This window comes from Kribbella sp. CCNWLW201, assembly GCF_037203805.1.
Taxonomy (GTDB): Bacteria; Actinomycetota; Actinomycetes; order Propionibacteriales; family Kribbellaceae; genus Kribbella.
Genome location: NZ_JBBCBQ010000004.1, coordinates 417238 through 439138 on the forward strand (window position 1 = coordinate 417238; position 21901 = coordinate 439138).

The 21901-nt window shown below is 67.2% G+C and carries 25 protein-coding genes; 7 read left to right on the forward strand and 18 right to left on the reverse strand.

Annotated features, from left to right (window positions below):
- Window positions 1-24 precede the first annotated feature (24 nt).
- Window positions 25-672, forward strand: a complete 648-nt coding sequence (locus V9K99_RS20645) for a TetR/AcrR family transcriptional regulator (protein ID WP_337007407.1) — start codon at window positions 25-27, stop codon at window positions 670-672.
- Here V9K99_RS20645 and V9K99_RS20650 read toward each other — a convergent pair.
- Genes V9K99_RS20650 through V9K99_RS20675 form a run of 6 tightly spaced genes read right to left on the reverse strand, consistent with a single transcriptional unit; the run spans window position 650 to window position 5616 of the window.
- Window positions 650-2284: an SMI1/KNR4 family protein gene (locus V9K99_RS20650; RefSeq protein ID WP_337007405.1), complete on the reverse strand. Its 1635-nt coding sequence runs from the start codon at window positions 2282-2284 to the stop codon at window positions 650-652. The genes V9K99_RS20645 and V9K99_RS20650 overlap by 23 nt on opposite strands.
- 7 nt (window positions 2285-2291) lie before the next feature.
- A complete protein-coding gene (locus V9K99_RS20655) occupies window positions 2292-3221 on the reverse strand; it encodes a hypothetical protein (protein WP_337007403.1) in 930 nt (309 codons plus the stop codon).
- A gap of 45 nt (window positions 3222-3266) precedes the next feature.
- Complete coding sequence (locus tag V9K99_RS20660; RefSeq protein ID WP_337336405.1) at window positions 3267-3704, reverse strand: GNAT family N-acetyltransferase; 438 nt, start codon at window positions 3702-3704, stop codon at window positions 3267-3269.
- On the reverse strand, window positions 3629-3844 hold the full coding sequence (locus V9K99_RS20665; protein ID WP_132208222.1) for an exodeoxyribonuclease VII small subunit: 216 nt from the start codon (window positions 3842-3844) through the stop codon (window positions 3629-3631). Before V9K99_RS20665 ends, V9K99_RS20660 begins: the two co-directional genes overlap by 76 nt.
- On the reverse strand, window positions 3841-5061 hold the full coding sequence (gene xseA, locus V9K99_RS20670) for an exodeoxyribonuclease VII large subunit (RefSeq protein ID WP_337007400.1): 1221 nt from the start codon (window positions 5059-5061) through the stop codon (window positions 3841-3843). Before xseA ends, V9K99_RS20665 begins: the two co-directional genes overlap by 4 nt.
- Before the next feature lie 9 nt (window positions 5062-5070).
- The gene (locus V9K99_RS20675) at window positions 5071-5616 is read right to left on the reverse strand and encodes a TetR/AcrR family transcriptional regulator (protein ID WP_337007398.1); all 546 of its coding nucleotides are present in this window, start codon (window positions 5614-5616) and stop codon (window positions 5071-5073) included.
- A 74-nt stretch (window positions 5617-5690) separates the two neighbouring features.
- On the opposite strand from V9K99_RS20675, the gene V9K99_RS20680 reads away from it, so the two are divergent.
- Window positions 5691-6284 (forward strand): dihydrofolate reductase family protein, encoded by a 594-nt coding sequence (locus V9K99_RS20680; RefSeq protein ID WP_337007396.1) that lies wholly within the window; start codon window positions 5691-5693, stop codon window positions 6282-6284.
- 222 nt (window positions 6285-6506) lie between these two features.
- Window positions 6507-7547, forward strand: a complete 1041-nt coding sequence (locus V9K99_RS20685; protein WP_337007394.1) for a 4-hydroxy-3-methylbut-2-enyl diphosphate reductase — start codon at window positions 6507-6509, stop codon at window positions 7545-7547.
- Here V9K99_RS20685 and V9K99_RS20690 read toward each other — a convergent pair.
- The 3 genes from V9K99_RS20690 to V9K99_RS20700 form a co-directional block, all read right to left on the reverse strand.
- On the reverse strand, window positions 7540-8292 hold the full coding sequence (locus tag V9K99_RS20690; RefSeq protein ID WP_337007392.1) for a hypothetical protein: 753 nt from the start codon (window positions 8290-8292) through the stop codon (window positions 7540-7542). The two genes, V9K99_RS20685 and V9K99_RS20690, sit on opposite strands and share 8 nt — an antisense overlap.
- 2 nt (window positions 8293-8294) lie before the next feature.
- Complete coding sequence (locus tag V9K99_RS20695) at window positions 8295-8813, reverse strand: SigE family RNA polymerase sigma factor (RefSeq protein ID WP_337007390.1); 519 nt, start codon at window positions 8811-8813, stop codon at window positions 8295-8297.
- 107 nt (window positions 8814-8920) lie between these two features.
- The gene (locus V9K99_RS20700; RefSeq protein ID WP_337007388.1) at window positions 8921-9289 is read right to left on the reverse strand and encodes a winged helix-turn-helix transcriptional regulator; all 369 of its coding nucleotides are present in this window, start codon (window positions 9287-9289) and stop codon (window positions 8921-8923) included.
- Window positions 9290-9385: 96 nt separating this feature from the next.
- Here V9K99_RS20700 and V9K99_RS20705 point away from each other — a divergent pair, with 96 nt between their 5' ends.
- Window positions 9386-10000, forward strand: coding sequence for an NAD(P)-dependent oxidoreductase (locus V9K99_RS20705; RefSeq protein ID WP_337007387.1), 615 nt, complete (start codon window positions 9386-9388; stop codon window positions 9998-10000).
- Here V9K99_RS20705 and V9K99_RS20710 read toward each other — a convergent pair.
- From V9K99_RS20710 to V9K99_RS20740, 7 genes are all read right to left on the reverse strand, one after another.
- On the reverse strand, window positions 9994-11112 hold the full coding sequence (locus tag V9K99_RS20710) for an aromatic ring-hydroxylating oxygenase subunit alpha (protein WP_337007384.1): 1119 nt from the start codon (window positions 11110-11112) through the stop codon (window positions 9994-9996). The genes V9K99_RS20705 and V9K99_RS20710 overlap by 7 nt on opposite strands.
- A 138-nt stretch (window positions 11113-11250) precedes the next feature.
- Window positions 11251-11700, reverse strand: a complete 450-nt coding sequence (locus V9K99_RS20715) for an SRPBCC domain-containing protein (RefSeq protein WP_337007382.1) — start codon at window positions 11698-11700, stop codon at window positions 11251-11253.
- Entirely contained in the window at window positions 11697-12077 is a 381-nt protein-coding gene (locus tag V9K99_RS20720) for an ArsR/SmtB family transcription factor (RefSeq protein WP_337007380.1), read from the reverse strand. The genes V9K99_RS20715 and V9K99_RS20720 overlap by 4 nt, the downstream gene beginning before the upstream one ends.
- Window positions 12078-12179: 102 nt before the next feature.
- Complete coding sequence (locus tag V9K99_RS20725) at window positions 12180-13370, reverse strand: glycoside hydrolase family 64 protein (protein WP_337007378.1); 1191 nt, start codon at window positions 13368-13370, stop codon at window positions 12180-12182.
- A 240-nt stretch (window positions 13371-13610) separates the two neighbouring features.
- Complete coding sequence (locus V9K99_RS20730; RefSeq protein ID WP_337007376.1) at window positions 13611-14777, reverse strand: DNA recombination protein RmuC; 1167 nt, start codon at window positions 14775-14777, stop codon at window positions 13611-13613.
- 122 nt (window positions 14778-14899) lie between these two features.
- Window positions 14900-15667: a polysaccharide deacetylase family protein gene (locus tag V9K99_RS20735; RefSeq protein WP_337007374.1), complete on the reverse strand. Its 768-nt coding sequence runs from the start codon at window positions 15665-15667 to the stop codon at window positions 14900-14902.
- 104 nt (window positions 15668-15771) lie between these two features.
- Window positions 15772-16626 (reverse strand): DUF817 domain-containing protein, encoded by an 855-nt coding sequence (locus V9K99_RS20740; RefSeq protein ID WP_337007372.1) that lies wholly within the window; start codon window positions 16624-16626, stop codon window positions 15772-15774.
- Between the two features lie 115 nt (window positions 16627-16741).
- Between V9K99_RS20740 and V9K99_RS20745 the strand changes: the two genes are divergently transcribed.
- From V9K99_RS20745 to V9K99_RS20755, 3 genes are all read left to right on the forward strand, one after another.
- Window positions 16742-17272: a GNAT family N-acetyltransferase gene (locus tag V9K99_RS20745; protein ID WP_337007370.1), complete on the forward strand. Its 531-nt coding sequence runs from the start codon at window positions 16742-16744 to the stop codon at window positions 17270-17272.
- 123 nt (window positions 17273-17395) lie between these two features.
- Window positions 17396-18472: a redox-regulated ATPase YchF gene (ychF, locus tag V9K99_RS20750; RefSeq protein ID WP_337007368.1), complete on the forward strand. Its 1077-nt coding sequence runs from the start codon at window positions 17396-17398 to the stop codon at window positions 18470-18472.
- Window positions 18473-19035: 563 nt separating this feature from the next.
- Complete coding sequence (locus tag V9K99_RS20755; RefSeq protein ID WP_337007366.1) at window positions 19036-20139, forward strand: phosphotransferase enzyme family protein; 1104 nt, start codon at window positions 19036-19038, stop codon at window positions 20137-20139.
- On the opposite strand, the gene V9K99_RS20760 is transcribed toward V9K99_RS20755, so the two are convergent.
- Both V9K99_RS20760 and V9K99_RS20765 read right to left on the reverse strand, forming a co-directional pair.
- Window positions 20130-21413, reverse strand: coding sequence for a type II toxin-antitoxin system HipA family toxin (locus V9K99_RS20760; protein WP_337007364.1), 1284 nt, complete (start codon window positions 21411-21413; stop codon window positions 20130-20132). The genes V9K99_RS20755 and V9K99_RS20760 overlap by 10 nt on opposite strands.
- Window positions 21400-21693: a helix-turn-helix domain-containing protein gene (locus V9K99_RS20765; RefSeq protein ID WP_337007362.1), complete on the reverse strand. Its 294-nt coding sequence runs from the start codon at window positions 21691-21693 to the stop codon at window positions 21400-21402. Before V9K99_RS20765 ends, V9K99_RS20760 begins: the two co-directional genes overlap by 14 nt.
- Window positions 21694-21901: the final 208 nt, after the last annotated feature.

Here is a 21901-nt window from a genome sequence, read left to right on the forward strand (position 1 = left end):
CTTTAGCGGACTACAGTCCGTCTTATGAACGACAGTACCGGACCGCAGTCCGCTTCACAACAGGGTCTCCCGGTCGTAGGACAGCCACGGGCCGAACGGGCGGACGCGCGACGCAACCGGCTGCGGGTGCTTGAGGCGGCCGATCGGCTGTTCACCGAGCAGGGCGTGAAGAACGTGTCACTGGACGCGATCGCGGCGGAGGCAGGCGTCGGCAAGGGCACGGTCTTCCGCCGCTTCGGGGACCGGGCCGGGCTGGCGGTCGCGCTCCTCGATGAGCGCGAGCAGGAACTCCAGGCGAAGATCCTCACTGGGCCGCCGCCGCTGGGGCCAGGCGGTCCCGCGGTCGACCGGGTGACGGCGTTCCTGGACGCGTACCTCGATCTCCTCGACCGCCACGTCGAGCTGTTCATGGACAGCGAGAACGCCTCCGACGGTGCCCGCTACCGCATCGGCTCCTATCACCTCTGGCACCGCCACCTGGCCCTACTGATCGAAGAGGCCCGCCCGGCCCTCGACGCCGACTACACGGCCCACGTCGTACTGGCTCCGCTCGCCGCCGATCTGCACAACGCCCTCCGGGAGCAGGGCTTCGATCTCAGCCGGATGAAATCGGGCCTCCGCACTGTGGTCACCATCCTGCTCGGGGCGGTCAACGGCGGTGAGAGGGTTTGAACTTGCCCTTGATCGTGACGATGTCGGTGGCGTTTCCGGTCAGCTTCTCGGCCCAGTCGAGGGCGTCCTGAAACGTCGGTCGCCGTTTCTCGTACGCCTTGTCGAACGAGAAGTACAGCTTGCGTTCCTGGAGCGGCTCCTCGGCGAGTTCGGCCACTGCCAGCGATGCCGGGATCGACCGCAGTTCCTGCCATTGCGGGCGCAGCATCCGCAAGTACCGCAGGCCGGTCAGTTGCTCCAGGCCGGAGATGTCCGCGGCGGGCGCATCGGTCAGGTCGAGCGCGTACAACCGGGGGCAGGAGGCCAACGGCCGCAGGTCGATCGGCTTCTCACTGCGCAGGACGACCTGTCCTACGGTCGGATGGCCTTCCAGCCCGGTCAGGTCGATGGTGTCGGTGGCAAGGTGAACGACCTCCACCGGTGTCTCGCCGAGCGGTGACAGGTCGACGCCCGCACAGTTGCTCACCGCAACCTTCCACAGGGTCGGTGCACCTCGTACGGGCCCGAGATCGACCCAGGGGGCGTTGCTCACCGACAACTCGCGGATCACCGCACGCATCCCGCGGACCGGCGCGGCATCCATCCCGGTCACCTTCAGCGTGCAGATCTCGTCGTACTGGCGTTGGTACTGGTACAGATCGCCGGAGTCGATCCGTAACCCGCCGTCGTCCTGCGTGATCCGGCCGGAGGTGAAGGCCTCCGCATGCGCACGCAGCAACTCGGTCACCGAGTCCGCGACGTAGACCGGGCCCTCGTCTTGGTGACGCCCGATCAGGATGACCTGCCCGGGCCGGCCGTGTGGACCGGGCGCCATGTCGACCGCGAGATAATCGCCGAATCCGTCGGTGGCGAACGGGATCCAAGCCAGATGATCGCTCAGTCGACGGATCGCTGCCGGTGGTCCGAAGTCGTTGACGAACGAGTGGTGCACATACCGCCGCCATCCGCGCGGTACCCACCAGCGTTGCTCCGGATCGCAGAACTCCGCGAGCATCTCCAGGCCGAACCACCTGAAGCCGTGGAGCAGGATCCCGCCGTCGGCAACGGCGTACAGGGCCTCGAGATCCCGGGGCAACCGCACGCCCGCATCGTCCAGGACTTGCCGGCGACGCGACGGTGGGAGAGGAGGGGACAGCTCCACGTCGTTCGGATCGAGCACTTGACCGAGCTGTCGGTGGTACTCGGTCAGCAGAGCGGCCGCTTCTCCGGGATCACCGGACTCGTCCGCGTCCGGGGCGGCTGCCAGCCGATCGATCTCGGGCGGCTCGGAGTCCTTGTCGAACAGGTAATAGAAGCCGCGGTCATGCGTGCGGTCGAGTCGCTCACTCAGGACAGCTCGGTAGCGGCCGCGGGACTCCACCTCGAGGTCGACCGTGAGCTGCCCGTCGGCCGCCGCCGCGGTGTGCACCTCCCGGAGGCTCTCGAACACCTCGATGTCGTCGCCCTTCAGTTCCTTCGGCTCGAACCAGAAGCCGCGGTGTCCCGCGCCGCCGTCGCCGTTCGCGTAGCCGCGCAACACCGCACGCTTCCAGCCCGCCGGAGCGGCCTCGGCGATCGCCTCGGCCAGCTCCGTCAGTAGGGCCGAGACATGCGCCCGCCGATCCCCGTCCACGTGTCGATCAGCTTCGGTTGCTCAGCAAGGCGATCGCCAGCTTTCGCTGTTCCTCCGACGGAGGCCGCGTCCACGTGAATCCCGACAGGTCTTCCTCCAGCATTCGCGCCATCACGACGGACAGCACGTCCTTCGGCTCGGCGTACTGCATCTCCGGCCTGATCTCGCGGTAGCGGTTGGCGACGCGCTGGTAGCAGAAGATCAGCGTGTTGATGTACTTGCTCTTCTCGACCTCGGCCCGGTCGAAGGCGTCCTCGTAGGCCGGGTCGAGGTCCTTCATCACGTCCTTCATGACGTCCAGCTTGTTGCGGTACTCCACCGGGGGCCCGGACAGCGCACTCGCCTCGTCGTACATCCGCGCCACGTGCTCGGGATTCTCGGTGAGAACGCCCATCGTGAGGTAGCCGCTGTCCTCGTCGGCGTAACCGCCGGCGAACTCGTGGTCCACGCCCTGGGCGGAGGTCGCGGACATCATCGCGCTGGTGAACTCGTACTTGTCCATCCCGTCGATCTCGTCGACGTCCTCGCCCATCCACTCGTCGTCGTAGTAGATGACGCCGTCGATCTCGCCGTCGGCGTACCGCATGATCAGGTCGTGTACGGCGCGCGCCGGATCCTGCATCGCCGCCGGACCCAACGCGGCGAACCCTTCGGTCAGCGCGAACAGCGAGATCAGCATCATCGGCCGGTGGACCTTGAGGATGCCGTCGGCCCGCTTCAGGTAGCAGCCGCGTTCGTCGTCGTACGCCTCGAGGCCGCTCATGAAGGCCTGCTCCTGCTCGGGCGTCAGGGTGAGCTGCCACTGCCACTTCTGCTCGGCGTTCCACTTCTTGGAGAAGTCCTCGCCCTTGAGCGGGTCGCGAATCTTCAGGAACCACACGACGAAACCGACGAACCCGAGAACGAGCACACCCACGACGATGAGGGCGGGAACCATCTGGAAAACCTCCGAAAATCAGCAGAGCCGAACAAAGCCGGGACCCTAGCCGGTCGGGAGGGTCAGTCTGATTTCCGGAAGATCGGCCAGCGACGAGTAGGTTCGCGCGCCGGTCTCGGTGAACCCGTAGCGGGTGTAGAAATGCCGGGCCCGGATATTTGCCTCGAGCACCCAAAGCCAGATCGCCCTGCATCCATTGCCCTGGAGGTCCGCAACGGCCGCATCCGCCAGAGCGCGTCCGACGCCACAGCCCCACGAGTCCGGATGGACGTACAGGGCATAGAGCTCTCCGGTGCCGGCCGGTGCCTCGGCATCACGCTCCGGTCCCACCCCGGCGTACCCGACGATCCGTTCGCCGTCCGAGGCGCCGTACAGGTCGTCGGGTCGGGCGGGTCGGATCGCGAGGCTCAGTTGGGCTTTTCCTCGTGGGCGGCCTGGGCTTTGGCGAGGCGTTCGCGGGCGCCGTCGAGCCAGCGTTGGCAGGTGGCGGCGAGTTCTTCGCCGCGTTCCCAGAGCGCGAGGGACTCCTCGAGAGAGGTGCCGCCGGCTTCGAGTTTGCGGACCACCTCGACCAGCTCCTCCCGGGCCTGCTCGTAGGAAATCTCCGGACGATCGCCGCTCACGTGTTCTCCTCGGACTTGACTTCGACTGTGAATCGGCCGTCGCTGACCCGCGCCTGCAGCAGATCGCCGGCCGCCACCTGCGCCACTTCCCGTACGGCGGTCCCGTCTGCCAACTGCAGAACGGAGTACCCCCGTTCCAGCGTCGCCTTCGGGGACAACGCCCGTACGCTGGCCAGCCGGTGCGTGATGTCGTCACTCGCCCGATCCAGCCGGTGTGTCAGCGTTCGCCGGCTCCGCTCGACCAGCGCCGCGACCTCGTCGGACCGCCGCTGCAGATCGGTGACCGGCGCTGCGAGTGAAGGACGGCTGCGAATCGCCGCCAGCGCATGCATCTCTCGCTCCAGCCAGCCCTTGACTGCTCGCAGTCCGCGCTCCCGCAGCAGCCGGACGCCGTCCAGCTCCTCGCGCACATCCGGCACGATCCGCTTCGCCGCATCCGTCGGAGTCGACGCACGAAGATCCGCGACCAGGTCGAGCAAGGGGGAGTCCGGCTCGTGCCCGATCGCGCTGACAATCGGCGTACGCGCCTGAGACACCGCTCGGATCAGGCCTTCGTCCGAGAACGGCAGCAGATCCTCCAGCGACCCACCGCCGCGCGCGATCACGATCACCTCGACCGACTCGTCGGCGTCCAGCTTCCGCAGCGCGGTCATCACCTCACCGGCAGCCGCCGGCCCCTGCACCGACGCGTACTCCACCCGGAACGCCACCGCCGGCCAGCGACGCTTCGCGTTCTCCAGGACGTCGCGCTCCGCCGCGGAATCGCGCCCGCAGATCAACCCGATCGTGTGCGGCAGGAACGGCAACGCCTTCTTCCGGTACGACGCGAACAATCCTTCAGCGGAAAGTAGTTGCTTGAGCCGCTCGATCCGCGCCAGCAGCTCGCCGATGCCGACGTGCCGGATCTCGTTCACCGCGAGCGCGAGCGTGCCGCGGCGGGCGAAGAAGTTGGGTTTCGCGTTCACCACCACACGCGAACCGTCGGTGACCGGCGGATCGACCGCCTCGAACACCCGGCGGTTGCAGGTGAACCGCAACGAGATGTCCGCGTCGGTGTCGCGCAACGTGCCGAAAACCGTCGTCGTCCCGCGGCCGATCGACACGTCGGTCAGCTGGCCCTCGACCCAGACCGCGCCGAGCTGGTTGATCCAGCTCGCAATGCCGTTCGCGATCGTGCGAACGGCTGCAGGCGCTTCCGGCGAGGTTTCCAATGCCACCCCCAGACCCTACGACCCCACGCCGACAATCCGTGCGACGACCTTCTCCAGCAAGTCGTCGGGCAGCACGCCGGGCAGGGTCAGCTGCTCGAGCATGTATCCACCGACGGTCAGATAGAGCAACAGCGGATCACCGGGCAGACCGTGCTCTTTGTGCAGCCGGATGTTCTCGTCCAGGTTCTCTCGCACCCGCTTGGCGAGCGCCTCCTGGAGCGCGGGCCGCCGGGTGGCCTCCAGCCGGAGCTCGAGCAGCGCGAGATACCCGGCGCGATCCTTGGTCAGCCGGTCCTGCAGCAGCTGGATCAACGAGGTCAGGAACTCGGTCGACGGCGGCTGGTCAAGGTGCGCCGGATCCGCGCCGAGCCGGTCGTGGATCCGCAGTCCGGCCTGCAGCAGGAGGTCGTCGCGATTGGTGAAGTAGTTCGACGTCGTACCGTTCGGCACCTCGGCCGCGACGTCGACGGATCGAAACGTCAGCCCCCGCGCCCCCTCGGCTGCGAGCACCTCGATCGCGGCGTCCACCAGCGCGGTCCGCCGTTCCGGATTGGTCCGCATGAGTCCTCCCTTGCGTGAAAGCACTATGACCAGAGTACTATGCATGGAGTGGTTTGACGCAAGGAGGCTCGACCATGCGAGAACTGACCTACTTCATCGCGTCCACCCTCGACGGCTACATCGCCGATCCGAGTGGTGGTGATCCCACCGACGTGAGTCCGGGTGGGTTCTTCCTGTCCCAGGGTGATCACTCGGAGCCACTGCTCACGGCGTACCCCGAGACGTTGCCCGGCGCCGTTCGCGAACTGCTCGGGCTCGACGCGCCCAACAAGGTCTTCGACACTGTCCTGATGGGCCGCAAGACCTGGGAGCTGGGCAAGGCGCTCGGCAACACGAACAGCTACCCGCGCCTGCGCAACTACGTCTTCTCCCGGACCCTGACCGAGAGCCCTGATCCCACGGTCGAGTTCGTCTCCACCGATCCGGGTGCCAAGGTCCGCGAGCTCAAGCAGGAGGACGGCTTCGGCATCTGGCTGTGCGGAGGCGGCGGCCTGGCCGAAACCCTCTGGCCGGAGATCGACCGCCTGATCGTCAAGGTCAACCCGGTGGTGATCGGCGCCGGCATCAAACTCTTCGACGGCGCCGATTTCGCCGTACGACGCCTGTCACTGACCGACCACCAGGTGTACAAGAGCGGCATCGCCGTACTCACCTACCGCAAGCCCTGACCGCATGCGCCCGCGCCTCGGCCTCACGCCCGGGACTGGGGGAGCGGTAATTCCTTTGCGGGCAAGGTGTTTCGGCCGCATTATTGAGGTATTGGAACACCTCCCGGGGGAGCCGTCCGGACAGGGCGGACGGCTCCTCGTTGCGGTCAGCAACTTCTGTGGAGCTGGTGATGCTGGTCACAAAACCGGGCGGCTCGGGTGGTACTCGATCGGGCCCGTACCATGGGTGACGTGACTGCCCAGCCTGAAAACACTGGTACGACAACCGCGGTGAGGACCAAGCGGGTGCTGCTCGCTGCACCACGCGGGTACTGCGCCGGCGTGGATCGGGCGGTCGTGGCGGTGGAAAAGGCGCTCGACCTGTACGGTCCGCCGGTCTACGTGCGCAAGGAGATCGTGCACAACAAGCACGTCGTGCAGACCCTGCAGGCGCGTGGCGCGATCTTCGTCGACGAGACCGACGAGGTGCCCGAGGGCGAGACGGTGATCTTCTCCGCCCATGGCGTCGCCCCGGTGGTGCACCAGGAGGCGGCCGCGCGGCAGCTGAAGACGATCGACGCGACCTGCCCGCTGGTCACCAAGGTGCACCACGAGGCCAAGCGGTTCGCCGCCACCGACTACGACATCCTGCTGATCGGCCACGAAGGCCACGAGGAGGTCATCGGGACCAGCGGCGAGGCGCCGGACCACGTCCACCTCGTCGACGGCCCCGGCGACGTCCCGAACGTGACGGTCCGTGACCCCGAGAAGGTGGTCTGGCTGTCCCAGACCACGCTGTCCGTCGACGAGACGATGGAGACGGTACGGCGGTTGCGCGAGCGGTTCCCGAACCTGCAGGACCCGCCCAGCGACGACATCTGTTACGCGACCCAGAACCGCCAGGCCGCGGTCAAGAAGCTGGCCCCCGAGGCCGACCTGATGATCGTGGTCGGCTCCCGCAACTCCTCGAACTCGGTCCGCCTGGTCGAGGTCGCCGTCGAGCACGGCGCCAAGGCCGGCTACCTGGTCGACTACGCCGCCGAGATCGACGAGGCCTGGCTGGAGGGTGTCGACTCGGTCGGCGTCAGCAGCGGCGCGAGTGTGCCCGAGGTGCTGGTCCGCGACGTCCTGCGCTGGCTGGCCGAGCGCGGGTACGCCGAGGTCGAGGAGGTCACCACGGCCGAGGAGAGCCTGACGTTCGCCCTGCCCCGGGAGCTCCGCAGTGACCTCAAGGCGGCCGGTCTGCCGACCACCGGCACCTCGGATCACGCCTGGACTATTTGATCACCAGCTTGGTGGTCTTGCTGGTCTCGAACGGTCCGTCGGTGCCGCAGTACCGCACCGTGTAGGTGAAGGTGTACGTGCCCGGCTTCGTGTAGGTGTGTGAGTCGATCGGGTAGGTCTCACTGCCGGTGGTCCGCTTCTTCGCCTTCTCACACGTCACCGCACCGGCGTCGGAACCGCCCGGGAACTTGCCGTCGCCCCACGTGTAGTTCGTGCCGAAGGACAGGTTCAGGAACGACGTGTCGGACGGCAGGTTCTTCCCGTCCGCCAGCGGCACGAGCACCGTGCCCGAGACCGTGACGTCCATCGTGACGGTCCGGCCACTGATGGCCGGCTTCAGTACGACGTTGACATCGAGCGGCGGCTGGGCCGGCGTGTGCGTGGTCGTTGTCTCGGTCGTCGTGGTTGCCCCGGCTCCGGTCGTGTTGCCGGGGGTTGACGGCTTGTCCGGGGTCTTCGTCACGAACGATTTCGGCGAGGTCTGCGTCGCGGTTGGCGGTCCGGTGACGACCGTTGTCGACGCGCCCGGGGTGCCGGTCACCGGCGGGCTGCTGTTGATGTCGGTGAGGTTGCCTGCGGCAACTGCGACGGCGACCACCGCGGCCGCGGCCAGCGTCACCACGCCGGCGGTACGACGACGCCGTACCGAGCGAACCCGAGCGAACACTGCCTCGCTCGGCACCCCGTTCGGCGGTGGCGGATCGGCGACGAGTTGCTCGAACTTGCCCTTGAGATCGTCAGACATGGTCAGCCCTCCTTCTGGACCGTGGCGGGGATTGCGGTGATCAGTTCGTGTTCGCGGAGCTTGGCGAGTCCGCGGGAGACGTTCGACTTCACGGTGCCGATCGAGCAGTTCATGATCTGGGCGATCTCGGCTTCCGGCAGGTCCTCGAAGTAGCGCAGTACCAACGTCGCGCGGGTACGGCGGGGGAGTGTCGCGAGCGCCCGCAGCAAGAGGTCGCGATCGTCGACGGTGCCGTACTGCTCCCGGGCCTGCGGCTCGGGCAGTTGCTCGGTCGGCGTCTCACCCCGCCACTTCCGCCGCCACCACTGGGTGCTGGTGTTCACCATCACCGTCCGGGTGTAACTCTCGAGCGCATTACCGCTGCGCAGCGAATTCCGGTGGAACCACACCTTGGTCAGCGAGGTCTGCACCAGATCCTCGGCCAGATGCCACTCCCCGGTGAGCAGGTACCCGAACCGTTGCAGCGCGGTGAAACGCCCATCCACGAATTCGGCGAACTCGTGGTCGCGTCCTGGATCCATCCCAACCCCCATCTCATCCAACTCGGTCAGACATGTGATGACCGGACCAGAGCAAAAGGTTGAGCCGCGATCCGCGAGTATTTTCGCGGCCCCGGGCGCGGGTCGGCTCAGCGGGTGGCGTCGTACTGCTGCTGGGCTGTGGTGATGGCCGGCAGGTGTTCCTCGGCCCACTCGCTGAAGGCGGTGATCGGCTTGATCAGCGATTCGCCCATCGGGGTCAGGCTGTAGACGACGCGGGGTGGGACCTCGGCGAAGATCTCGCGACTGACGAGACCGTCGCGCTCCAGCCGGCGCAGGGTCTGGGTCAGCACCTTGGGCGCCACGCTGCCGATCCCGTCGCGGAGCTCGGTGAACCGGAGCGGGCCGTTCCGCAGCAGCAGGACGGCGAGAACGGTCCACTTGTCGCCGATCCGGTCGAGGATCACGCGGGTCGGGCAGTTCGGGTCGAACACGTTGCCTCGCCCATTAGTAACCACGAGGTACTTATAGCACGTTGAAGTAGCCAGTTACCAATGGATACTATTAGGGAAGAAGTTGAGAGTTCACTCAAATGATGATGGGAGTGCGACAGGATGAAGATCGCGATCTACGGCGCGAGTGGCATGGTCGGCAGCCGGGTGGCGGCCGAGGCGGTCAACCGGGGTCACGAGGTGGTCGGGGTCACCCGCTCGGGTGGCGACCTGCCGGCCGGCGTACGGGCGGTCCAGGGCAACGCGAACGACATCGCCTCGGCGAAGGAGATCGCGGCCGACGCGGACGCGCTGGTCGCGGCGATCGGCCCGAGCCGCACCGGCGGGGACCACCAGGACTACCTCGACGCGATCGCCAACCTGGTTGCCGCCGTACAGGGCACCGAGACCCGCCTGCTCGTGGTCGGCGGCGCCGGCAGCCTGGTTGTCAACGGCAACCGAGTCGTCGACGGCCCGGACTTCCCGGCCGAGTACAAGGCCGAGTCCCTGACCGTCTCCCAGGCCCTCGAGGATCTGCGCGCCACTGACGAATCGGTCAACTGGACGATGCTGTCGCCGGCCTTCGTGATCGCGCCCGGCGAGCGCACCGGCACCTTCCGGCTCGGCCTCGACGAGCCGGTGGGCACCCAGATCTCGGCCGAGGACTTTGCGATCGCCCTCGTCGACGAGATCGAAACCCCGGCCCACAACCGCCGGCGCTTCACCCTCGGCTACTGACTGCTGAGCGGCTTGCCCAGGTACCCGCGGGCGATCATCGTCACCCACTGATAGACGGCATCTTCCGCGGGTGCCAATGGTCCGGGGCGGAAGTGAGGCGACTCCGCCCCGCGCTGCACCGACTCACAGGCCGCCCAGTCCTCGCGATTCGTCACGTCCCAGAACTCCACCGCGTACGACGGATCGCTCACCTCGGCCGGGAAGTACCACGAGCACTCGATCGCCGTCACTCCCGGCGCCCGCGGCTCCAGCCGATGCGTCATCACGTAGTCCGGATGCAGCGAGATCAGTAGGTTCGGGAACAGCCCGAGATAGTTCACCCGCCGCGGATCCACCCCCGGCAACAGCACTCCACCCGACCGCCCGTCGAGCGACATCGTCTCGGCACCCGGTCGCAGGTCCATCAGGCCGCCGACCCACGCGCCCGGCAGGTTCCAGTTGTCACCCGAGTTCGGCGGCGACACCTTGCACAGCTCGGGGTGGATCAGCGGGCAGTGGTAGCACTCGTGGTAGTTCTCGACGATCGTCTTCCAGTTCGACGCGACGTCGTACTGATGCCGCGCCTTCAGCATCAGCGTTTCCGGCGCGTACGGCGCGACGAGTTCGGTCAGCCCACCAAGGTGCTCGGAGAACGGTCCCGCCGTACCGGTCGCGTTCACGAACAGCCACCCGTGCCACACCTCGGCCGGCAGTTCGACCAGCTTGTACGGCGTGGTGTCGAACGACTCACCCATTCGCGGCGCCGTCTTCACGGTGCCGTCGAGTTCGTACGACCACCCGTGATACGGACAGACCACCGACCGCCGATCGCTCGCCTCGTCACACGGCAGCAACTCGTGTCCGCGATGCCTGCAGGTGTTGGCGAACGCGCGCGGCCGATCGCCGAACGTCAGCACCACCGCGATATCGCCGACGTTCACCGCGCGATGCGTCGTACCCGCGGCCAACTCGTCCACCCGGCCGAGGCAACTCCAGTTCCCGGCGAAGAAGTGCCGCCGTTCCCACGCGAGTACGGCGGGATCGGTGTACGCCTCCTGCGGCAGCATCACCGACTCCCCATGCGGCCGCAGCGAGGCCTCCAACCCACGAGCATCAACCGGAGCGTTCACCATTCGCCCACTATCAGCCGAAACCCCACCCGCCGTCGACCAACCGGCATGTCGGAGCGCTTGCTTGTGAGCGCCCGCCCCCGGTGAGCCCCGCCCCCGGTGAGCCCCGTCCCGGTGAGCCCCCGTCCCGGTGAGCGCCTGCTACTGAGCGCCTGCCACGTACTGGGCGAGGACGTAGTCCCAGCCGGTGTCGTAGCCGGCCCGGGCGCGCACCCCGTCGGGCCGCCGCTCCCAGCCGCTGTGGACCAACTCGACCTCGGTCCCCTCGTCCACCGCGGTGAAGGTGACCGTTACGTGCCCCGCCTCCTGCGGATCACTCCCCGGATGCCAGGTGAAGCTGACCGACTTCGGCGGATCCCAGTCCGACACCGTCCCCCACGACCCGACCTCGCCATCGGCGTCGTACTCGACGATCCGTCCACCCACGGCCCCTTCGAGCCGCACCGAGCGGGCCTTCTCCGCCGCGATCGAATGGGTCGGCAACGGCCACCACGCCGACATCTCCGCCGTGAACACCTCGAACGCGCGCTCCGGCCCCACCGGCACGACAACCTTCTTCACCAACGGCGCCAACTCTTGCTCCACGCTCATCCCCGCTCCTCCTCGGTCCGCCCAGCTTGTTTGGTAGGGCGATCCGCCGGCTGCTCGGTCCGGCGGATGTGGTCGGCGTACGCCTCCAGCGCGTCGCCCCAGAACTGGTCGAGCCAGGCACGCAACTCGTCCAGGCCGGTCCGCTCGACCCGGTAGATGTTCCGGGTACCGCGTGACTCGTGGTTCACCAGACCCACCGCCCCGAGCACCTTCAAATGCTGTGAGATCGCCGGCCGGCTCACCGGCACCCGCTCAGCCAGGCCACCCACCGAACTCGGCCCACCCTGCCGCAACGTCTCCAGAATCGCCCGCCGCGTCGGATCCCCCAGCGCATCCAGCACCGGCCCAGCCACCTCGAGCAATCCGTAAGTCCCCACGAACGGTAAGCTGCCACTAACCAAGTCTCGCGTCAAGACCTCAACAGTCCACCGCACCCGCAGCTGTGGGCTGCGGGTGCGGTGGACCGGGGCGGGCTGGGGTCAGTTGAAGGGGTCGAGGGTCAGGTAGGCCTGTTGGGGGTTGCCGTCGTGGACGAGGGACTCGTGGTTGCCGACGTCATCGAAGGCGAACGCGTAGGCCTTGCCGTCGGCCATCTGGGCGTGGATCTTGCGGGCGTAGTGGTTGGTGACGTTGTCGAGGTAGAAGTTGGCGTTGTTCGGGTCGGGCTGGTTCGGGTTCACCAGCAGGGTGGAGCGGTTGTAGCCGGCGCAGAGCGTGCGCGAGATCGGGCCGCGGACCTGGTCGTTCGGTGCGTCGAGCAACTTGAAGCAGCCGAAGATGCTGGCCGAGTCAGGCTTCTGGAACGACGTGACGATCGCGCCCGAGTTGTTGGTGAAGTTCATGACGTTGCCGGAGACGCGGCCGAAGTACTTGATGCTCGGCTGGTCCCCGAACGGTGTGACCGTCAGCGTCTGCGAGCTGTACTTCGCCCAGACCCGGTTCACGTAGTCGTCCATGGCGTTGGCCGGTAGCGCGCCGGTCTCAACGCCGTACAGGGGTGAGAGCGCCCGCAGTACGGTCCCGTTCGGTGCCGTCTGGATCAGGTTCGCCCAGCCGCCGGGCTGACCGCGGAGTGCGGTGTAGAAACCGTTGTACCCGCCGGGCTTCAGATGGCCGGTGTTCTTGCTCGTCCCGTCGGCGAGTTGCACTCCGACGGCGTAGGGCGCCGAGAACATGTCCACCTGGGTGCTGTTGATCCACAGACCCGAGTCGTTGAGCGTGTACTCGGACCAGTTGAACAGGATGTTCCGGTTCGGGTCGCTCGGGTTCTGTACGGCGGGTTGGACCAGACCGCCGGTGGTGAGCTTGAAGACGAGCTTCTGACCGTACGAGAAGTAGACCCGGCCGGAGAACTTCGGCATCCGGATGGTGAACGACTGCCCGTTGGCCGGACCGGCGATCGACGCGTCCGGCGCGGGGGTCGGCGGGTTGCCGCCGGCCGGCCAGGCGTGAAAGTTGCCCGCGGCATCGGCCCAGCCTTGCTGCCCGGTGGCCAGGTTGGTCCCCAGGTTGTAGATGTACACCGGGTCCGCACGACCCGAGTTGTTGCTGATCTTCAGCGGAATCGTCGCGGGGACGGCCGCCGCGGGACTGTCGTTGGTTGCGGTCAGAACGCCGGCGATACTCGCCGCGGCCACGGCGATCGCGAGCACGTGATGCTTGATGCGCACAGTTCCTCCTCAGGTTGTCCCGTACGAGAAGGCGAGGCGCCGGCCGGCCGAGCCGCTGCGTTACCAGGGCACACCAGCCCCGCGAACCGGCGCTCAGGTCCGAACGACGAGGGACGGTGGATCATCGAACGACCAGGTGAGAGCGCTCTCATCGTTCCGACCCACCCACCCCCTGTCAACACCCCACCCCTGTCGGCTTTCCGACACCTCAACCCCTCGGCCGGCCTGTGGGCGTGGTGGTCAGCCGGCTTGGGGTGGGGGCCAGCGGCGGGTGGGGGTTTCTTCTACTGCGAGGAACTCGGAGGCGGTGAGTGGGCGGACGGAGGCTTCGATCGACTCCATGGCGGTCAGCTCCGCCTCGGTGACGTGAAGGTCTCTGAGCTTCCGAGCCGTGATGAACACCCGGCGCTCGAACGACCCGACCGTGCCGTTGTACGCCTCGACGGCCGAGGTCAGCGACCGACCGACCCGGCTCAGGTGATCGCCCATCGTGCTGAGGCGTTCATACAGCTCGCGCCCCAGCTCGAACACCTGCTGCGCGGACTCGGTCAGGGCGGACTGGTTCCACGCGTACGCCGCCGCGCGCAAGGTGGCGATGAGCGTCGTCGGCGTCGCCAGGATCACTCGGCGTTCGGCGGCGTACTCCAGCAACGACGGCTCCACGTCGAGCGCCGCGGACAGGAAGGACTCCCCAGGGACGAACAGGATGACGAACTCCGGCGACGGTGACAGCCGGGTCCAGTAGGCCTTCGACGACAACTGATCCACATGGGTCCGCAGGTGCCGGGCATGGGCGCGCAGCCGGTCCTCGCGGAAGGCGGCGTCGTCGGACTCGGCCGCCTCCAGGAACGCGGCCAGCGGGACCTTCGAGTCGACGACAATGTTCTTGCCCTCGGCAAGTCTCACCACCATGTCGGGCCGCAGCAGGCCGTCCTCGCCCACGGTCGTCGTCTGCTCGGTGAAGTCGCAGTGCGCGACCATCCCGGCCAGCTCGACGGTACGACGCAGATGCAGCTCGCCCCAGCGCCCGCGCACCTGCGGCTTCCGCAAAGCGGTCGACAACGACGCCGTCTCCCGCCGCAACGCTTCGCCGCTCATCCGCACTTCGTTGACCTGTTGATGAAGCTGGCTCTGCCACGCCGCGCGTCCCTGCTCCAACTGGTTCAGCTGCGCGTGCAAGCGATCGAGTGCCTCTTTCACCACCGCCTGCCCCGACATCTGTTGCCCGACGCTGGTCCGCTCCTGCGTCAGGTCGACGACCCGGTCCTCGGCCGCGTCCCGCTCAGCTGTCACCCGGGCGAGCTGGGCGCCATCCCGCCCGCGCACCCAGAGCACGCCGAACACAGCCCCGAGGAGCAGCCCCACCACGAGGAACAGCAGCAGCATCAACACCGTCGTACCGGTCATGTGACAGATAGTGCCGAACGCCGCCGACAGTTTCCGTCGAATCCGGCGGAGTGCCGGAAGAATGCCGGGAAAGTGCTCGAAGAGTGCCGGGTGTGTTCCGCCGTCGCGATGAAGACTCGAAGTCAGCAGTCCATCGCGGGGAACGAGTAGCCCTGCGCCTTCAGAAGGGGGAGCACCTTGTCCAGAGCGGCGACCGTCTGCGAGCGATCTCCGCCGCCGTCGTGCAACAAGATGATGTTGTGCCGGTGGGCGTGGGTCAGGATGTTCTGAACGATCGCCTGTGTGCCGGGTCGGGCCCAGTCGCGCGGATCGACGTCCCAGAGGACCTGCACCATGCCGGCCGCCTTGATGTCGGCACGGACCTTGGGGTTCGTGGCGCCGTACGGCGGCCGGAAGCAGGTCGACTGAGGTCCGTCGAAGATCTCGTGGTGCCGTTTGGCGGCGGACACCGCGGTCAGTTGCGGATGGGTGATCGAGTGGTTGCCGATCGTGTTGCCGGCGGCAAGCACTTGTTCACGGAGACCGGGGTGGGCGGCCTGCATCGAGCCCAGCTCGAAGAAGGTCGCATGCGCACCGTGCTTGGCCAGCACCTGCAAGATCCTCGGCGTCCAGACCGGGTCCGGACCGTCGTCGAAGGTGAAGAACAGCACCTTCTTGTTGCCTGCGGCAAGCGCAGCGGTCGGGTTCGGGACCGGTCGCCGCGGTGAGGTCGGCGCGTTGACGTTGGGCGTCGTCGTCGGTGTCGCCGATGGCGTTGCCGATGCCGACGTGGTCGCGACCGCGGGTTTGGGCGGGTGCGACCTTCCCAGCGCGACGGCGATCAGCGAACCGATCACGAGAACGGCCAGCGCAGTACCGGTCGCGACGAACGCGGCGAACCTTCGGGACATGATGCTCCCTCGCAGATCAGGCGGATGTACCCCGGTCGCTCCCCCTCAGGAGCCCTCACAGTCAGCCTCGAGTTGCTGTGCCGGACACCAGAGGAGACGCGCCATCACCTGGTCTGGTTGGCGTTCTCGTGTTGCGGTGAGATCTCAGCTGCCGTGAGGTCGGTCGCCCGCGGAGTCGCGACAGTGGCCGCCGTACCGCGGTGGTAGAGCCTGCCCTCGAGCGACTTCACACTCGCGACGAGAACGAAGCTCATGCTCACGAGCAGCGCCCACGCGCCGAATTTCGCCGGATGCACGAGCCGCCAGACGTCCACCTGATCGGGGTAGTTCCACGCGTCCAGGAAGGTGCCGAAGTTCTCCGCGACCCACAGGAAGAACCCGATCAGCCCGAACGAGACCGCGAGCGGCATCCGGTACCGCCGTTCACCCACCGAGTAGAAGACCCAGGTACGACGCAGTACGACGAGCAACCCGATCGCGATCGGAATCCGGAGGTCAACGATCCAATGATGAGTGAAGAAGTTCGCGTAGATCAGCACCGCGAGGACGGTCGTCAGCACCGGCCGATACCCGCTGACCCGCAGGTCGAACCGTCGCCACGCCTGGCAAATGTAGCTGCCGACCGCGGCGTACATGAACCCGGCGAACAGCGGTACGCCGCCGATTTTGGTGTACGCCTGACCCGGGTACTGCCACGACCCGACCTGCACCTTGAACAACTCGAGTCCGAGCCCGACCAGGTGGAATCCGAAGATCACCGCCACCTCCCGCCAGGTCTCCAGCCCGACCACCCAGAACAGCAGCGTCAGCCCCAGGCAGTACACGAGCAGCGCGTCGTACCGGGGGATCGGCAGGTCGACGTACTTGGACACAGCGAGGCCGGCGAACAGGCAGACCGGGAACAGGCAGGAGACCGCCTCGAGCCACCCGAACCGCAGGAATTGGAGGCAACCGGTCACGAAGCGTGGTCGAACGGCAGCGCGAACTCTCCAACTGGTCACAGACTGGAGACGTCGCTTGCCCTCGGCTGGTTCGGACGGATACATCAACGGCAAGCGATGGGGAGGTGCCGGGATGGATCCGAAGGTGGTCTACGAGACGGGACGTCTCGTGGTGCGCGACTGGGTGGACACCGACGAGGACCGCGTGTTCGACCTCTACCGGCGGTGGGAGGTGTCGCGCTGGCTCGGCGCGGAGCCCCGGGTGATGACGGCCCGGGACGCGGCGGCCCGGACGATCCAGCGCTGGAACGAGCGCAACAGGGACCCGCTGTTCGGCGTCTGGGCGGTGGAGGAGCGGTCGACGGCTGTGGTGGCCGGGACTGTCCTGCTCATCCCACTACCCGATCCGTCCGACGGGAGCGAGAGCAAAGGCGAGGTCGAGGTGGGCTGGCACCTCCACCCCGACGCCTGGGGCCGCGGCCTGGCGACGGAGGCGGCGCGGGGCGCGATCGCGCACGGATTCAAGGGCGGTCTCGCGGAGATCTACGCGGTCGTCCGCCCGGACAACGCCGCATCGCTGGCCGTCTGCCAACGGTTGGGGATGCGTCCGCTGGGCCGGACCACCCGCTGGTACGACGCGGAGCTCGAAGCGTTCCTGATCTGACCTCGGTACGACGCTCCACGGGGTGCGACCGGATGTCGGCGGACCGCTCGCCGCCGTACGGCGGGATGCTCGGCGTACCGCGGATTGGGGTACGGCGGGGTCGGCCGCGTACTCTTGACGCCCGTGGCACTCACCATTGGAATCGTCGGGCTCCCCAACGCGGGCAAGTCCACCCTGTTCAACGCGCTGACCAAGAACAACGTGCTCGCCGCGAACTACCCGTTCGCGACCATCGAGCCCAACGTTGGCGTGGTCGGCGTACCGGACGCGCGGCTGGGCAAGCTGGCTGAGGTGTTCGGATCCGCCAAGGTGATCCCCGCCACCGTCCAGTTCGTCGACATCGCCGGGATCGTCCGGGGCGCGTCGGAGGGTGAGGGCCTCGGCAACAAGTTCCTCAGCCACATCCGCGAGTCGGATGCGATCTGCCAGGTCACCCGCGTCTTCCGCGACGACGACGTCACCCACGTCGACGGCAAGGTCTCGCCGGCCGACGACATCTCCACCATCCAGACCGAGCTGATCCTGGCCGACCTGCAGACCGTCGAGAAGGCGATCCCGCGGCTGGAGAAGGAAGCCCGGCTGAAGAAGGAGAGCGCGGTCGTCCTCGAGGCGGTCCGGGCCGCCCAGAAGCACCTCGAGGCCGGTACGCCGATCATCGCCACCGACGTGGACCGCGCCTCGATCCGCGAACTGATGCTGATGACGGCCAAGCCGTACCTGTTCGTCTTCAACTGCGACGCCGACGAACTGTCCGACGAACCGCTGAAGCAGCAGATGCGAGACCTGGTCGCGCCGGCCGAGGCGATCTTCCTGGACGCGAAGTTCGAGGCGGAGTTGGTCGAGCTCGGCGACGAGGACGAGGCCCGCGAGATGCTCACCGAGATGGGCATCGACGAGCCCGGCCTGGACGTGCTGGCCCGGGTCGGTTTCGAGACGCTCGGCCTGCAGACGTACCTCACCGCCGGCCCGAAGGAAGCCCGCGCCTGGACCATCAAGCGCGGCGCCACCGCCCCCGAGGCCGCCGGCGTCATCCACACCGACTTCCAGCGCGGCTTCATCAAGGCCGAGATCGTCTCGTACCACGACCTGATCGAAGCCGGCTCCATGACCGCCGCCCGCTCCGCCGGCAAGGTCCGCATGGAAGGCAAGGACTACACCATGCAAGACGGCGACGTAGTCGAATTCCGCTTCAACGTGTAACAACTGTTGAGGTGTGGGGCCCACGGCACGGCTTGGGTGGTGCCCGCAAGTCGTGGTGGAGTTTCGCTGCAAGCTGTCGTCGTTGAGGTCAGAGGGCTGCTACTTGCTGGACTTCGGCGAGGATTCGCTCGGAGTCATGGCGGGCTCTGGTGAGTTGGCGTAGGTGCTTGCGGAGCTCGCGGCGGACCGACCAGGCTTCGGCCAGCGGTGCAGTTCGTTGTTCACCGCCTGGATCCGCCGCAGCTCGTCCGCACAGGTCGCTCGTGTCGCGTGCAGGAATGCCAAGTGTTGCCGGGTGCCCATGAGAACTCTCGCGCGCGGACGTGAGCGTACGGGCCCCATTCTCTGTTGCGACAGGAGCGTTGCCGGGCGAGTGGGGGTTCGGGTAGCGTCTTGGGGGCGTGGTTGGGGCTGCGTCGAGACTCGCCGGAAGGCTGGAAGCCACCCCTGGTGAGTTGCGTTCCCTTGTGGCCTGTGCGAGTCCGGGTCCGAGAGGACGCGTTGTGAGACATCTGCCTGATAACCCGAGTCTTGGGTTTCTTCGTCAAGAGGCCAAGGATCTGTTGGCCGCGCTCCGTGAGTCGAATCCGGGTGCGTCGCTGGCTGTGGCGCAACGGACGTTGGCGGTCGAATACGGTCTGCGCGAGTGGGCCGAGTTGAAGGCCGAGGTGGAACGTCGGGCTCTCGAGGCGCCCGCCGTACCCGATGGGCTTGCGGAGGGGTTGGCGACCGCGTTCGGGCTTGGGCGCGTCATCATGGCGGCGACGCCGGTCTCGTTCACTCCGATGGGGCGGTGCTGGTCGATCACGACCGACGAGGGACGTTGGCTGGCCGTCACCGTGTATCCGTGGATCACAGCGGCTCAGGCCGAACTCGGTTCCAAGCTCCGCGACGCAGCCGTAGCGGCCGGCGTCACCGCGCCGAAGCCGGTGCGCAGTCCTGAAGGCCGTCTCATCGAAACCGTGCAGGGACAGAACTGGCGCGTTCATGAGTGGATCGAGGTCGGACCGTCGCCGGTGGCTCCGACCCCGACAGCCGTGGCGCGCCGGGTCGGCGAGATCTTCGGAACGCTGCATTCGCTGGCCATTCCGAGCGATACGCCCGTCCACCCGTACGTCGTCATGCGGAAGTCCGAGGCCGAATGGGCGGAACTCCTCGGGCGAGCCCGTGCCGCCGGCAAGCCGTGGGCCGAGCAGCTCGCCGCGACCTTCCCGACGGTCCGCGAGTTGCAAACGATCGAGGCCGACTTCGACGGCGCCGAGTTCATTCTGTGCAACCAAGTCGTGAACCCCGAGAACGTCCGCCTGAGCCACAACGACCAACTCGTGGTCACCGAATGGGATTTCGCCGGCTCGATGACTCCCGAGTTCGAGGTCGCTTGGGCGCTCACCCACTGGACCCTGCGACCATCCATCAACCACACCGCGATCGCCGCGTTCCGGGACGGCTACATCCACGCCGCCGGCCACTGGCCGGACCTCACGCTGTCGTCGTTCGCGACCGCGGTGACCGGCTGGCTCAACTGGACCTACAACTCGATCTGCGAATCGATCAGCCCCACCGATCCCGACCACGCCAACTTCGCCGACCGCGAGTCCACTGACCTTCTCAACCACCCCATGACCCGCGCGTCCCTCAGCGAGCTACTTGCCAGCGCTCAAAGGTAGCGGGCGCAGCGCGCGGCACGACGGGCGACGAGGTCGGTCAAGCGACCCGGGAGTGTGTCTTCGAGAGCACGTACGGCTGGGTCCGCGGCTGCGGTGGCGAATGCGTCTGGGACGGTGGCGATCAGTCGTGCGGTGCGATCGCGGATCTCGGCCTCGGGTAGCTGAAGATCGGTTGCGAGCCGAGCCCAGGGGCTGCTGGCTGGGTTGACGGCGTAGCCGCTGCCGAACTTCATGGCCAGGCGCAACTTCTGCTCGGGGATCGAGTTGTAGGGCAGTGCGGAGGCCACGTCGTAGAACGGAGCAAGCCTGACCTGGCTTCCGAGCAGGAGGAGCGAGTAGTTCTTGGCGTGCGCATCGGTGCCGGCGATGATCCAGTTCCACACCAGTGCGTCGAGGAACGACAACGTCGCCTCTCGCGCCACCGAGCGTGGCATGACTCGCTGGAAGAGAGCCGCGACGTCTTTGGGCCCTGGCCCGCCTTCGTTCTGGTACTTGCGTACCGGATGGACTCCGAGCGCCTGGCACAGATCCTCCTGATGCAGGCGAAGTTGCCGTCTATCCCGTGACAGGCGGTCGTAGCGGGCGACGACGATCGCGCTCTGGTCCTCGAACCGCTCGACGCTGCTGCGGACCGCGAGCAGTCCGGCGGCACGCATCGCGGACAGGCAGAGGTGCTCGTTGAGGTCGTGGTTGTCCAGCCCTTCGATCGCCGGCTTCACGATGTGCGTTGTTGCCGTGGGCCCCTGTGGATCACCCCATCGATCCCCGTCCCGGAGGAGGGCGGTCTTCGCCTGAGCGCCGGCCAGGCTGAACCGACCAGCATGATCCGTGCCGAGCCACGTGGTGTGGTCCCGCTTGAGATCGCGCAGTCGCTGCGCGATCTGGGCCTCGGTCAGCCAGTCCACCTCCGACACGCCGGGACCGGCCGCCACCGGTAGGCGCTCCCGTGGGATCAGCCGGACGGCGCCTGGGCAGTCTTCACCGACTGGCGTCGCCAAAAGAGCGAAGGCCGAGCCGGCCGAGACATGGAACTCGCGCGACCATCGATTCAGTACGGCGTCGTTGTCCGGCAGCAGACCCCACAACCACGGGGTGATCCGGCTGTCGGTGTGCGAGGTCACCTGGGTCGGCATGGACACCGAGATCGGTGTGGCCGCGCTCCCGTTGGCGACGTACGCCTCGTCGTACTGGAAGGCGAGCTTGCCGTTCGAGAGTCGGGTCACGGTTCCCGCGACCTCGTCGCCGAGCAGGAGCCTGAGTTCAGTCGCGGTCATGCGGCTCCCGGTTGTACTCCTCCATCAGGGAGTCGAGGTCCAGTTCGGGTGCTGCCTTCGAGACAGCCTCGCCTGGAGCGCTCACGTCCACGATGAGCTCGAGCGCCGTGAGGACGGCGAGAACGCGGCCGAGTTCGACTGTCGGCTTGCCGTTCTCGAACTCGGCGAGCCAGACCCTGGACACACCTGCGGCCTCGGCCACCTTCACCTGCGACAAACCGAGGGCGCGGCGGCGTCCACGGGCCACAGCGCCCAGTTCGCCGGGAGTCCGGATGTCCACCTTCCACCTCCTTCGTACGTCGGCAGAGCTCAGGCCGACGTACGGCGAGAGCATCGGAATGCAAACGTACGGCGACCAAAGCAGAATGTAAACGTACGCTGGCATTCGCGCGGTGTCAACGTACGCTTACAAAATCCGTGGCGATCCTGAGGGGGCGTGCCTAGGGTCGAGGCATGGTTGATGACTTGTTTGGGGTTGGGCGGTTGGC